The sequence below is a fragment of the Pseudooceanicola profundi genome (assembly GCF_050897955.1).
GTDB lineage: Bacteria > Pseudomonadota > Alphaproteobacteria > Rhodobacterales > Rhodobacteraceae > Pseudooceanicola.
The window spans coordinates 713,261-725,883 of record NZ_JBPAXZ010000001.1; the positions used below are offsets into that span (position 1 = coordinate 713,261).

10 protein-coding genes are annotated in these 12,623 nt (G+C 62.7%); 4 read left to right on the forward strand and 6 right to left on the reverse strand.

The window, feature by feature from the left end; all coding sequences use genetic code 11:
* Nucleotides 1–14 precede the first annotated feature (14 nt).
* Nucleotides 15–1,265 (reverse strand): Zn-dependent hydrolase, encoded by a 1,251-nt coding sequence (locus ACRARG_RS03495; RefSeq protein ID WP_432688587.1) that lies wholly within the window; start codon nucleotides 1,263–1,265, stop codon nucleotides 15–17.
* A gap of 195 nt (nucleotides 1,266–1,460) precedes the next feature.
* On the opposite strand from ACRARG_RS03495, the gene ACRARG_RS03500 reads away from it, so the two are divergent.
* Both ACRARG_RS03500 and ACRARG_RS03505 read left to right on the forward strand, forming a co-directional pair.
* The gene (locus ACRARG_RS03500; protein ID WP_432688588.1) at nucleotides 1,461–2,081 is read left to right on the forward strand and encodes a TetR family transcriptional regulator C-terminal domain-containing protein; all 621 of its coding nucleotides are present in this window, start codon (nucleotides 1,461–1,463) and stop codon (nucleotides 2,079–2,081) included.
* 212 nt (nucleotides 2,082–2,293) lie between these two features.
* Complete coding sequence (locus ACRARG_RS03505) at nucleotides 2,294–3,511, forward strand: MFS transporter (RefSeq protein ID WP_432688589.1); 1,218 nt, start codon at nucleotides 2,294–2,296, stop codon at nucleotides 3,509–3,511.
* A 157-nt stretch (nucleotides 3,512–3,668) separates the two neighbouring features.
* Here the strand turns inward: ACRARG_RS03505 and preA are convergent, their stop codons facing one another.
* The 5 genes from preA to ACRARG_RS03530 all read right to left on the reverse strand — a co-directional run bounded on the left by preA (nucleotide 3,669) and on the right by ACRARG_RS03530 (nucleotide 9,664).
* Complete coding sequence (gene preA, locus ACRARG_RS03510; RefSeq protein ID WP_432688590.1) at nucleotides 3,669–4,973, reverse strand: NAD-dependent dihydropyrimidine dehydrogenase subunit PreA; 1,305 nt, start codon at nucleotides 4,971–4,973, stop codon at nucleotides 3,669–3,671.
* Nucleotides 4,974–4,976: 3 nt separating this feature from the next.
* Nucleotides 4,977–5,363, reverse strand: a complete 387-nt coding sequence (locus ACRARG_RS03515; protein WP_432688591.1) for a VOC family protein — start codon at nucleotides 5,361–5,363, stop codon at nucleotides 4,977–4,979.
* A 4-nt stretch (nucleotides 5,364–5,367) separates the two neighbouring features.
* Nucleotides 5,368–6,702 carry an NAD(P)-dependent oxidoreductase gene (locus ACRARG_RS03520; protein ID WP_432688592.1) on the reverse strand — a complete coding sequence of 445 codons (1,335 nt, stop codon included), beginning with the start codon at nucleotides 6,700–6,702 and terminating at the stop codon, nucleotides 5,368–5,370.
* Nucleotides 6,703–6,978: 276 nt separating this feature from the next.
* Complete coding sequence (locus ACRARG_RS03525; RefSeq protein ID WP_432688593.1) at nucleotides 6,979–7,302, reverse strand: H-NS histone family protein; 324 nt, start codon at nucleotides 7,300–7,302, stop codon at nucleotides 6,979–6,981.
* 193 nt (nucleotides 7,303–7,495) lie between these two features.
* Nucleotides 7,496–9,664 (reverse strand): anthranilate synthase component I, encoded by a 2,169-nt coding sequence (locus ACRARG_RS03530; RefSeq protein WP_432688594.1) that lies wholly within the window; start codon nucleotides 9,662–9,664, stop codon nucleotides 7,496–7,498.
* Nucleotides 9,665–9,936: 272 nt separating this feature from the next.
* On the opposite strand from ACRARG_RS03530, the gene ACRARG_RS03535 reads away from it, so the two are divergent.
* Both ACRARG_RS03535 and ACRARG_RS03540 read left to right on the forward strand, forming a co-directional pair.
* The gene (locus tag ACRARG_RS03535; RefSeq protein WP_432688595.1) at nucleotides 9,937–10,947 is read left to right on the forward strand and encodes a ketopantoate reductase family protein; all 1,011 of its coding nucleotides are present in this window, start codon (nucleotides 9,937–9,939) and stop codon (nucleotides 10,945–10,947) included.
* A gap of 174 nt (nucleotides 10,948–11,121) precedes the next feature.
* Nucleotides 11,122–12,615 carry a calcium-binding protein gene (locus ACRARG_RS03540; RefSeq protein ID WP_432688596.1) on the forward strand — a complete coding sequence of 498 codons (1,494 nt, stop codon included), beginning with the start codon at nucleotides 11,122–11,124 and terminating at the stop codon, nucleotides 12,613–12,615.
* Nucleotides 12,616–12,623 lie beyond the last annotated feature (8 nt).

Here is a 12,623-nt window from a genome sequence, read left to right on the forward strand (position 1 = left end):
CGGATGGCGAAATATCACTCGACCACCACGGCCGTCTCGACCACCGCATGCAGCAGCACATCCGTGCCCGCCGCCGCCCAGTCTTTCGAAATCTCTTCCGCCTCATTATGCGACAGCCCGTCGACACAGGGACACATCACCATCGCCGTCGGCGCCACCTGATTGATCCAGCAGGCATCATGCCCGGCGCCAGAGACGATGTCGCGATGCGAATAGCCCAGCCGTTCCGCCGCCGACCGCAGCGCGCCGACGCAGCCCGCATCAAAGGTCACCGGATCGAAATGCCCCACCGCCTCGATGGCAATCCCCAGCCCCAGCTCTTCAGCGATCTTCGGCGCCTCCGCCTCCAGCCGCGCCCGCATCCCGTCGAGCTTCGCCTGCTCGGGCGAGCGGAAATCGACAGTAAACACCGCCTTGCCCGGAATGACATTGCGCGAATTCGGGTAGACATTGGCCTGCCCGATCGCGCCCACGGCATCCGGCTGGTTCTCCATCGCGATGGTATGCACCAGCTCCGTGATCCGCGCCATGCCCAGCCCCGCATTCACCCGCATCGCCATCGGCGTCGATCCGGTATGCGCATCCTTGCCGGTCAGCGTGACCTCCAGCCACCAGAGCCCCTGCCCATGGGTGACAATCCCGATATCCTTGCCCTCGGCCTCCAGGATCGGGCCCTGTTCGATATGCAGCTCGAACATCGCATGCATCTTGCGCGCGCCCACCGGCTCCTCGCCTTCCCAGCCGATCCGCTTCAGCTCGTCGCCAAAGGCCTTGCCCTCGGCATCGACGCGGGATTTGGCCCAATCCTCGGTGTGAATGCCGGCAAAGACGCCCGAGGACAGCATGGCGGGCGCATAGCGCGTGCCCTCTTCATTCGTCCAGTTGGTCACCACGATCGGATGTTTGGTCTTCACATCCAGATCGTTCAGCGTCCGCACGACCTCAAGACCGCCAAGCACGCCCAGCACGCCGTCATATTTCCCGCCCGTCGGCTGGGTATCCAGATGCGAGCCGACATAGACCGGCAGCGCCTCCGGATCGGTCCCGGGGCGCATGGCAAACATATTGCCCATCGTGTCGAGCCCCATCTCGCAGCCCGCCGCCTCGCACCAGCTTTTGAATAGCGCCCGCCCCTCGGCATCCGCATCGGTCAGGGTCTGGCGGTTGTTGCCACCCGCCACACCGGGGCCGACCTTGGCCATCTCCATCAGGCTGTCCCACAGCCGGTCGCCATTGATTCTCAGGTTTTCGCCGGGCGCCGCCATGATTGTCTCCGCACTGCCGTTATTTTGACCAATCGGTCAAAGGCGAGGCTAACAGAGGCGCCCCGGCAGTCAAGATTTTCGCCCATTCCGGCACGTCACCGCCGCAGGCCGCTGGTGAATTTTTGGTCAGGGTGGACAAGTCCGGAAAATCCAAGGAAAATTCGATAATTTGTTTAATCTGTTAGAGGCAGGGCCGTGAAAGACAACCCGAACGGGCGCACACGTATCCAGAGAAACAAGACAGCGACGATCCGCGCCGCCGCGCTGGAGGTTTTTTCCAGCTACGGCTTCCGGGGCGCCACGTTGGATCAGATTGCCAAGGCGGCCAAACTGTCCAAACCGAACCTGCTGTATTATTTCCCCTCCAAGGAAGCGATCCACAATGATCTGCTGAACGATCTGCTGGACACCTGGCTGGATCCGATGCGCCAGATCGACCCCGATGGCCCCCCGCTGGAAGAGCTGCTGACCTATGTCCGCCGCAAGCTGGCCATGAGCCGCGACATGCCTCAGGAAAGCCGGCTCTTCGCCAATGAGATCCTGCAGGGCGCGCCCCATGTCGGTGCGGATCTGTCGGCCGTGCTCAAGCCCCTGGTCGACAGCACGGCAGCCACGATCCGCGGCTGGATGGAGGCCGGGCATATTGCGCCCTCCGACCCGCATCACCTGATCTTTTCGATCTGGTCCCTGACCCAGCATTACGCCGATTTCGACGTGCAGGTCCGGGCTGTGCTGGGCCCCGAGGTCACCGACCCCTTCCCGGCCGCCGAAGAATACCTTGTCGCACTTTTCACCCGGATGCTCACCCCGGCCTGACATCACGCCACCGGTGTTTGCGGCCGGGTCGGACCAGCCGCCTCTGGCTCTGTCACCGCGACCCGGCCTCACCGGCGGCCCGAGCCACCCGATTCCTGCATGCCCGCCCCATCGGGCCCGGCTCTTGCCAATGCCGCAGCGCAGCGTTAGCTGGGGCGAAGAGGGTGATCGCAGCGGATCGCCTCTGCCCATCCAGTGAAAGGCAGGTCCTGATGACCGAGCATACTGCGGCCGCCCCCGGGGCCGCCGCCCCCCTCGCCAAAACCGATACCTCGGCCGGGGCCGTGATCTTTGCCCTGGCGATCGGCGCCTTTGCCATTGGCACGACCGAGTTTGCCTCGATGGCGCTGCTGCCCGATTTTGCCGCCGATTACGGCGTGAGCGAAGCCCGCGCGGCCGATGCGATCTCGGCCTATGCCGTGGGTGTGGTCATCGGCGCACCGGTGCTGGCGGTGGCTGGGGCCAGGCTGCGCAAACGGCTTTTGCTGATCCTGCTGATGCTTGCCTTCGCGGTGTTCAATTCCCTGTCGGCGCTGGCGCCGAATTTCGCCCTGTTCACCGCCAGCCGGTTCCTCTCCGGTCTGCCGCATGGCGCCTATTTCGGTGTGGCAGCGCTGGTCGCGGCCTCTGTCGTGCCGCGCAACAAACGTGCCACGGCAATCTCCCGGGTTTTTCTGGGCCTGACCATCGCGACCACGCTGGGTGTGCCTGCGGCGGCGGTGCTGAGCGATATGATCGGCTGGCGGTCAGGCTATATCATCGTCGGCGTGCTGGCGCTGGCCACTGCTGCGGCGGCCTACCTTAAGGCTCCGCGCACCCCGGCCGATCCCGACGCCAATCCGCTGCGCGAGCTGGGCGCGCTGAAGAACCGGCAGGTCTGGCTGACGCTGGCCACCGGGGCCATCGGCTTTGGCGGCTTCTTTGCCGTCTATACCTATATCGCCTCCACCGTTCAGACGACCCTGGGCGGGTCCGAGGCGGGCGTGGCGCTGATGCTGATGATCGCCGGGCTGGGCATGACGGTCTTTACCCTGATCATGGGCAGCCTGGCGGACCGGAGCCTGAACGGCACCGCCATCGCGGCCTTTGTCGGTGGCACGGCGGTGCTGCTGATCTATCCTTCGGCGGTTGCGGGCGGCTACTGGACCATGGGTGTTGCCGTCTTTGCCATGTGCCTGCTGGGCGGCGTGTCGACGGTGATGCAGACCCGGCTGATGAATGTGGCGGGCGATGCCCAGCAGCTGGCCGCGGCCCTGCACCATGCCGCGTTCAACACGGCCAATGCCGCCGGCCCCTTCCTGGCCGCGCGGGTGGTCGAGGCGGGCTATGGCTTTCCGGCCTCCGGCTATGTGGGTGCAGCGCTGAGCCTTGCCGGGCTGCTGCTCTATTTCGTGACGCTCTGGGATGCGCGCCGGGCCGGGATCGAATAACCGGCGCCATCCGGTGCCATCCGGTGCGACCGATCCAGCGGAGCGCCCCTGACGGGGCGCACATGATGTTTTTGGTGGAAGGGGGCGCTGCCCCCTCTTGCGCCTGCGGCCCAATTCACCCCCGGAGTATTTGGACCAAGATGAAGGGGGGCCGGGTTTATTCTGCGGCCTCCACCGCGCCCGGATTGTTCGGATGCGTGGTCCAGTTGGCATAATCGCCGACTTCGCGGCCGGTCCGGGGATCGATTGTGCCCTTGTCCATCTCCACCATGGTGATGCAATCCTCAACCGGGCAGACGTTGACGCAGAGATTGCAGGCGACGCATTCGTCATCCATGACCTCGAACACCCGGCCCGGCTTCATGGCGATGGCCTGATGTGAGGTATCCTCGCAGGCGGCATAGCAGCGGCCGCATTTGATGCAGGCATCCTGGTCGATCCTGGCCTTGGTCACATAGTTGAGGTTCAGGTACTGCCAATCGGTGACATTGGGGACGGCCTTGCCGATGAACTGATCCGTGGCGCTGTAGCCCTTTTCGTCCATCCATTGGCTGAGGCCGGAGATCATCTCCTGCACGACCTTGAAGCCATAGGTCATGGCCGCCGTGCAGACCTGCACATTGCCAGCCCCCAGCACCATGAATTCCGCCGCATCGCGCCAGGTGGTGATGCCGCCGATGCCGGAGATCGGCAACCCGTGGGTGTCGGGATCGCGGGCAATCTCGGCCACCATGTTCATCGCGATGGGTTTCACCGCCGGGCCGCAATAGCCGCCATGGGTGCCCTTGCCGTCGATCATCGGCTCCGGCGACATCAGGTCGAGATTGACCGAGGTGATGGAGTTGATCGTGTTGATGAGAGAGACCGCATCGGCCCCGCCGGCCTTGGCCGCCTGCGCCGGTTTGCGGATATCGGTGATATTGGGCGTGAGTTTTACGATGACGGGTTTGGAGTAGTACTTTTTGCACCACTCCGTCACCATCTGGATATATTCCGGCACCTGCCCCACGGCCGATCCCATGCCACGTTCGGCCATGCCATGCGGGCAGCCGAAGTTGAGCTCGATCCCGTCGGCGCCGGTCTCCTCCACCAGCGGCAGGATGGCCTTCCAGCTTTCCTCGTCACAGGGGACCATGATCGACACGATGAGGGCGCGGTCGGGATAGTCTTTCTTGACGCGGGTGATCTCTTCGAGGTTCTTGAAGAGGTCGCGGTCGGTGATCAGCTCGATATTGTTGAGGCCAAGCAAGCGCCGGTCCGCCCCCCAGATCGCCCCGTAGCGCGGCCCGTTGACGTTCACCACCGGCGGCCCTTCGGAGCCCAGCGTCTTCCAGACCACGCCGCCCCAGCCGGCCTCAAACGCGCGGCGGACGTTGTATTCCTTGTCCGTTGGCGGGGCGGAGGCCAGCCAGAAGGGGTTGGGGCTCTTGATGCCCAGGAAGTCGGTCGTCAGATCGGCCATGGCTCAGGCTCCTTCGGTTTGACTGGATTGCAGCAGAATGAGGTTGCTTTCGCTGTCCTGGATCATCACCCAGCGGACGGTCGGGTCCCAGGGCGCCGTATCGGGGCCGGAGTGGATCGTAATACCGGCCTCGCGCAGCCGCGCCGCCTCCTTATCCGCATCGTCGCAGACGAGACAGAGCGCGGGCGTGCCGGATTTCACCGTGACCTCGTCCCGGGCGCAGAAATGCAGCATGGTATCCGCACCCGGGATCGCCATGAAGATCCAGCGCCCGCCGGGCCCGTAGTCTGCATCGGTCTGCACCGTCATCCCCAAGACATCGCGATAGAAGTCGCGCGCCCGGGCAAAGTCATCGACGGCCAGCGACAGGAAATTGATCCGGTTCAGCATGTCGCTACCCCATCAGCGTGGTGTGAATATCCTCGGCCGCATCACGGCCCTCGGCCACCGCCGTCACGGTCAGGTCGTCACCGCCCGAGGCACAGTCGCCCCCGGCCCAGACACCGGCCACAGAGGTGCGGCCCCCGTCTGTCACGGCAATTTTGCCGCCCGAGAGCTCCAGCCCCTCCGGCGCGCCGGAGAGCGTCTGGCCAATGGCGCGGAAACACTGGTCTGCGGGGATGCGGATCGTCTCTCCGGTCCCCACCAGCTTGCCGTCCTTGTCTGCCGTATATTCGAACTCGACCTCCCGCACGGCGCCATTGCCATGCACGGCGACGGGCTGCACATGGGTCAGGATATGCACGCCCTTGGCCGTCGCCAGCTCCTGCTCAAAGACGGAGGCCGCCATGCGGTCCTGACCGCGCCGATAGGCGATAGTCACCGCCTCCGCCCCCAGCAGGCGCGACTGCACGGCGGCATCCACCGCCGTCATGCCGCCGCCAATGACCACGACATTGCGCCCCACGGGCAGCGTTGAAAGATCGGTGGACTGACGCAGATCGGCGATGAAATCGACCGCATCCAGCGCGCCATCCTTGTCATCGCCCGGCACACCCAGCGTGTTCACCGCGCCCAGCCCCATGCCGAGGAAAACCGCGTCATAATCGGCCTTCAGCGCCTCCAGCGTCACATCCTGCCCCAGAGCCTTGCCGGCCTCCAGGGTGATGCCGCCGATCCGCATCAGCCAGCTCACCTCGGCCTGGGCGAAATTCTCCGTCGATTTATAGCTGGCAATGCCATATTCGTTTAGCCCGCCGGGTTTGGGCCGCGCGTCAAAGATCACCACGTCATGGCCCTTCATGGCCAGCCGGTGGGCACAGGACAGCCCCGCCGGCCCGGCCCCGACAACCGCGATCTTTTTGCCCGTCGCCGCCGCCCGGTCAAAGGGATGCTCGTTCTTCGACATCACACGGTCGGTCGCAAAACGTTGCAGGCGGCCGATCTCCACCGGCTTGCCCTCGGCCGCCTCCCGGACGCAGGCCTCTTCGCACAGCGTCTCTGTCGGGCAGACCCGGGCGCACATGCCGCCCAGAATATTCTGTTCGAAAATCGTTTTGCCCGCGGCTTCCGGCGTCTCCGTCGCGATTTGACGGATAAACAGAGGGATATCGATCGAGGTCGGGCAGGCCGTCATGCAGGGCGCATCATGGCAAAAATAGCAGCGATCCGCGGCCACCTGCGCCTCATGCGGACCCAGAGCCGGATGCAGATCGGAGAAATTCCGTTCGAGCTCGGCTGCAGGCAGGCGTCCGGGCACGGTTCCGGCGGTACGAGAGCTGTTGGTCATGGCGGTCTCCGTCGGTGTCGATAGAGGTCAGCGTGCCACGGAAAAATTTTTTATCAAATGGTAAATTTTCGAAAGCGGCTGTCGGGCCGGTTCTCGGGCGCTCCGCCCCGGGTAGCCGCAAAAATTTTCAGCAAAAAACCGCCCCGGATATTGGGGCGGTCTGTGTCATTCATCCATATTCGCCCGGACGGGCCAATGCCCTGGCCGGGCCCGGGCGCAATCTGCATCCGGCACCGGGTCAGGACCAGTGCTGGATGCAAATGACGCTTAATGCGGTCAGGCTTTGACGATCAGCAGGCTGTCGGTATCTGCGCCGTCCGCAACCAGTTCCTTGAACCATTCCGGCTGACGGCCACGTCCCGACCAGGTCAATTCCGGATTTTCAGGATGACGGTATTTCGGCGGATTGAGCTTTCTGCTGCGCGTCGTGCCCCCGGTAAGATCGTTCAGGCTGAACCCAAGTTCGGCAGCCTTCGCTTCGAGTTCCGCCAGCGCGGCTTTTTTCTTGCGATCTTCAAAACTCTTGATCGCATTTTCAACATCCTTGCGAAGCTTCTTCAGCTCGTCCAAAGCCATGTTGTTCAAATCGATGTCAGCCATCAAATCCTCTTATTCATGCCCGTTTCCACAACGCCCGATATCCGGCGCCATTATTCGAGGCTTATTCCTCATACCTTGAGGTTAGCAATGGCACATTTTGTGACAGGCATTAAAAATATCCAAATAAGCGGCAGAAATCCGCCGCTTATTTAGAAAACCCGACACTCAGCAGAAAATAGGTGCCGCAAACTATTCAATTAGAAACGAGCTGTTTACGGGCCACCAAGGCGCTGACGACATTGTCGATCATACGTTGCCCGGCATCCTGTCCCAGCGACATGATCGACTCGGGATGGAATTGCACGGCGGCAATCGGCAGGAATGCATGCTCCAGCCCCATGACAATGCCGTCACCCGTGCGCGCCGTTACCCGCAGTTCCGGCGACAGCCTTTTCTCGGGCACATGCAACGAATGGTATCGGCCGATTGTGACCTGATCCGGAAGCCCCGCAAAAACGATCCCCGGGTCCGTCACCTCGACCCGAGACGGCTTGCCATGCATCGGGACGTCCAGCTGCGCCAGCTCGGATCCGAAATATTCGGCAATCGCCTGCAAACCCAGACACACACCAAAAACCGGCAAATCGCGATCCAGCGCGGCCTGAATTGTTCCGGCACAATCGAAATCACCCGGATTGCCCGGCCCGGGCGAAAGCACGACCAGATCGGGCTTAAACCTGTCAAAGGTCTCGGACCGCAGCGGTGTCCGCGTGGTCAGAACCTCTGCGCCAGTCTGGCGAAAATAATTCGCCAGCGTATGGACAAAGCTATCTTCGTGATCGACCAGAAGAATGCGCCGTCCCTGCCCTTTCGGCAGCCTCCAGCCATCTCCGCCGCCTTCGTTTACAATCGTGTCGCCCCGAACGGCCGCCCGCATGGCAGAGGCTTTTAATTCGGTTTCGGCCTCTTCTTCATCAGGATCGCTGTCGTTGAGCAAAGTCGCCCCGGCACGGACCTCTGCAACACCATTCTTGATGCGGATCGTGCGCAGCGTCAGACCTGTATTCATGTCACCGTTAAAGCCCATGGCCCCCACGGCGCCGCCATACCAGAACCGCGTTGATTTCTCGTGCTTTTCGATGAACCGCATCGCCCAGAGCTTGGGCGCGCCCGTCACCGTGACCGCCCAGGCGTGGCTCAGGAAGGCGTCAAAAGCATCCATGCCGGCGCGCAGCCGGCCTTCAATGTGATCGACAGTGTGGATCAGCCGCGAATACATCTCGATCTGCCGGCGTCCGATCACGCGCACCGACCCCGGATCGCAGACCCGGCTTTTGTCGTTGCGATCGACGTCAGAACACATGGTCAGTTCGCTTTCGTCTTTCTTGGATTGCAGCAGCTTCAGGATCTGCTCGCTGTCCTCGATCGCATCGGCGCCGCGTTTGATCGTGCCCGAGATCGGGCAGGTCTCGACCCGCCGCCCCGTCACACGCACGAACATCTCCGGCGAGGCGCCCACCAGATATTCCTGTTCGCCCAGGTTCATAATAAAGCCGAAGGGCGCCGGATTGATCCGTTTGAGGCGGTTGAAAATGGCCGAAGGGCTGTCCTTGCAGGGTTCGTAAAACACCTGCCCCGGCACCACTTCGAACAGATCGCCACGCCGGAAGCTCTGTTTGGCCTGACGCACCAATTCGGCATATTCACCCGGCTTGTGATCGCCGCGGGGCACGTCCTGCGGGCCCAGCACAAACGGCTCTTCCGTGCCGCCACCGGTCAGCCCCTGCGTGCTCAGCCCGTCCTTGCTGAACTCGTACCGATAGCGCACGGCGCTGGTGGAATAGTGATCGGCAACCAGAATGTCATCGGCCAGAAACAACACCAGATCGCGTTGATCTGCGGGACGTTCCAGATGGAATTCAATAGGTTCGAACTGAAAGGCCAGATCGTAGCCAAAGGCACCATAGAGCCCGAGATGCCCGTCGTCAGGCGATTTGAACAGCGCCACGATGGCCCGCAGCACGGAAAAAACCGACGGCATCCGCGACCGCTCTTCCTCATCGTAGAGCCGGTCCGGCGTCCGGATCGTCAGGCGTATTTCGCTGTCGGAGGCCGAAAACGCCAACACCTCCGGCAGGGTCTCCACGGCGGGCTGCATCATCGCCAGCAGAACCTGCCCGCGCGCATTCAGCGCGGCGATGCGCATATCGCGGCCCCGCGCCTCGACCATAACGGGCGGGCGGCTAAAGCCGAATTCCCACCGGGTATAGCGCCCGGGATATTCGTAATTGGAGGAAAACAGCGCCCCCCGGTGGCTGTCCAGATCGGCCGCCAGCCGGTCGCTGTCATTATGGTAATCGGCCGGAATTTCGCTCCGGCTCACACTCAGGCCCCCATCGGTCCTGTAGGTCAGGTCAGTCATGTCGGATCTCGCGTCGGACGGCAGGCGCATGGCCCGCCGGAAAAAACATCAAAGGGTCAGCACAGCCGCGCGCCGCGCCATCGCCCTTCGATCAGATTGCCCTGCCACAGGATGCCGGTCATTTCGGTCCCTCAGTTCCAACGCCGTTGGCTTAGCAATCGTGCCGCAGGTTGTAAATGCCCTCATCACAGGGGGAATTCGGGGGCCAAGGCGCTCTCGACCCCGGGCGCGGCCTGTCCTACCGTCGCACCGGACATCTGAAAGAGGCGCGCATGACCCTTCCCCCCCTTCCCGACCGTTCGCTCGACATCTGCATCTACGGCGCCGGCGCCATCGGCGGCGTTATCGCCGCGCGTCTGGCGAAATGCCAGAACCAGGGCGATATCGGCCGTGTGACCCTGATCGCGCGGGGCGCCCAGTTCGAGGCGCTGAAATCCGGCGGCCTCCGGCTGCGCCTGCCGGACGGCACGCAGGACACAATCCCGGTGACCGTCACCGACGACCCCGCCACCCTGCCAGAACAGGATCTGGTGATCACCGCGCTCAAGGGGCATCAGATCCCGCCGCTGGCCGATACGCTGGCCGCACTTCTGCCCGATCACGGGCGAATCCTGCCGGTGGTGAACGGCGTGCCCTGGTGGTACCCCGTCCCTGACGGCAAAGGCGGCACCAAAGGTGTCGAGGAGGTCGATCCGCAGGGCGTGCTCTGGCGCGTGATCGGACCGGAGCGCGCCATCGGCTCCATCGCCTATCTCGGCGCCTCCGTGCCGGAGCCGGGGCTGATCTCTTACGATATCGAAGGCTATCTGGACCTGGGCCGTCTGTCCGGCGCGCCGCGTGACGATGTCGCGCGCGTGGCCGCTCTGCTGCGCGGCACTGGCTGGGCCATCCGCGAAACAGAGCCGTTTCAGGATGCGCTCTGGACCAAGATGATGTCGAACTGCGCGCTCAATTCCGTTTCAGCCATCACCCGCACCGCCAATGCGACGGGACTGGCCGCCGCACCGATCTACGACTTTACCGCTGCTATTATGGAAGAGGTCCGCGCCATTGCCGCCGCCGAAGGCGCCACAATCGCAATGACCACGGAAAAGCGGCTGGAACTGGCCCGGCGCAACGATTTCAAAACTTCGACCCTGCAGGATCTGGAAAAGGGCCGCCCGATGGAGATCGAGCCGATCTTTGCCGCCGCCGCCGCTGTAGGCCATGCCCGTGGCGTGCCCTGCCCGATGCTGGATCTGGCCACGGAAATTCTGCGGCACATCGACCGGGCACTGCAATAACCGCCGGACAGCCGGGCCAGTCCCGGCTGGCAGCCGCGCATCTTGCAAACCCGGCTGATACCACATTTGGGTATCGTCGGGCCGCGATCACTGCTAGTTGTATCTTTGGGGGCAAACTGTCGCGATGACAGCGGCAGAAGCAGATTAAAAAACTTTGAAGACAAGGCAAAGATTATGAGAATTCGCGTATTCAACGACGTCGTCGATCAGGTCAACCTGTTTGGCCTGATGGCCGATTTGCACGACATCTTCTACGATCTGGACGTAACCTCGATCAGCCCGACCCGGCTGGTCGGGACCAGCGACGAAACCGACACCCGCGTCGTCATGATCGGCAATGGCATCGATATCGACAACACGCCCGGCGGCACTGTCCGCAGGATCAACGTGTTCGACGACGAAACCAACAGGCTTCTGGCGGTGGTGGACTGGGCCAATATCTCCGTCTCTGCCGTGATCGAAGCAATCGACATCGTGGAGAATGCGAACTTCAACGACAATAACCCCGACGATGAAACGGCGCTCTGGTCGGTGATCTGGGCGCAGGGGGTGAATTACGTCTCTCCCGGCTTCAATGCAGAATCACAATTCACCGGCGAAGGTCAGTATGTCGATTCGATCCAGACGGTCCTGCCCTTTGCGGTGAATACATTCTACAATGTCACCCTCTCCAATTTCGACGAACGCCTGACGCTGGGCCTGCGCGCGGACAATGTGCGCGCCCTGGGTGGTATTGACGAACTTTTCGGTCTGGCCGGCAACGATACGCTGAATGGCGGCGCCGGGGATGACTGGCTCTGGGGCCAGTTCGGCAATGACCGTCTGGTCGGGTCCTGGGGCAGCGACTACATCGACGGCGGCTTTGGCAATGACACGCTGGTTGGCGGAACCCACGCGGACACCATCAAAGGCGGCAATGGCAACGATTTCCTGAACGCGCAATACGGCAATGACAATCTGGACGGTCAGGCCGGCAATGACACGCTCTATGGCGGCGCCAACGATGACTATCTTTATGGCGGCTGGGGCAATGATGTCGGCTACGGCGGGATCGGCAATGACAATATGTATGGCGGCCCGGGCAATGACCGCCTGCATGGTGAGGCGGGCCATGACGTTGTCGACGGGGCGTTTGGCAATGACCTGCTGACCGGCGGCTGGGGCAATGACACCCTGTACGGCGGCGTCGGTCATGACACAATCAATGGCGGCTTTGGCAATGACGTCATCTGGGACGGCGTCTTTGGCGAAGATATCTACGGGCCAAGCGCCGACGTGATCAATGCCGGGGCGGGCAACGATGAAATCCGCCTCGCCTCCGGCTACGACGTTGTGACCACCGGCGCGGGGCAGGATACCGTCACCGTCTATCATGACCCGCAGTCCAATGCCAACGACCGGCACCAGCACGTACGCATCACCGACCTGTCCGAGGCTGACACGCTTATCATTTCGCTCAACCTCTCCACCGATTTCGAGGACGCCTATATCGATGCCGGATGGGACCCGGCGACAACCGATACCTGGTGGCAGGACTTTTTCTATACGGTGACGGACGAGAACGGGCCGACCGCAATTTTCGACAGTGACCGCCTGACCGTGGTCATCGAGGGGCGGGTCGCCACCGAAGCCTTCTTTGAAGAGCTCTTCCCCTTCTACGTCTACTGACGGCCCCT

What these genes read in the sequence shown, in the direction of transcription:
- ACRARG_RS03495 (WP_432688587.1), bottom strand. Translation starts at nt 1,265, where the DNA reads ATGGCGGCGCCCGGCGAAAACCTGAGAATCAATGGCGACCGGCTGTGG.
- ACRARG_RS03505 (WP_432688589.1), top strand. Translation starts at nt 2,294, where the DNA reads ATGACCGAGCATACTGCGGCCGCCCCCGGGGCCGCCGCCCCCCTCGCC.
- preA (WP_432688590.1), bottom strand. Translation starts at nt 4,973, where the DNA reads ATGGCCGATCTGACGACCGACTTCCTGGGCATCAAGAGCCCCAACCCC.
- ACRARG_RS03515 (WP_432688591.1), bottom strand. Translation starts at nt 5,363, where the DNA reads ATGCTGAACCGGATCAATTTCCTGTCGCTGGCCGTCGATGACTTTGCC.
- ACRARG_RS03520 (WP_432688592.1), bottom strand. Translation starts at nt 6,702, where the DNA reads ATGACCAACAGCTCTCGTACCGCCGGAACCGTGCCCGGACGCCTGCCT.
- ACRARG_RS03525 (WP_432688593.1), bottom strand. Translation starts at nt 7,302, where the DNA reads ATGGCTGACATCGATTTGAACAACATGGCTTTGGACGAGCTGAAGAAG.
- ACRARG_RS03530 (WP_432688594.1), bottom strand. Translation starts at nt 9,664, where the DNA reads ATGACTGACCTGACCTACAGGACCGATGGGGGCCTGAGTGTGAGCCGG.
- ACRARG_RS03535 (WP_432688595.1), top strand. Translation starts at nt 9,937, where the DNA reads ATGACCCTTCCCCCCCTTCCCGACCGTTCGCTCGACATCTGCATCTAC.
- ACRARG_RS03540 (WP_432688596.1), top strand. Translation starts at nt 11,122, where the DNA reads ATGAGAATTCGCGTATTCAACGACGTCGTCGATCAGGTCAACCTGTTT.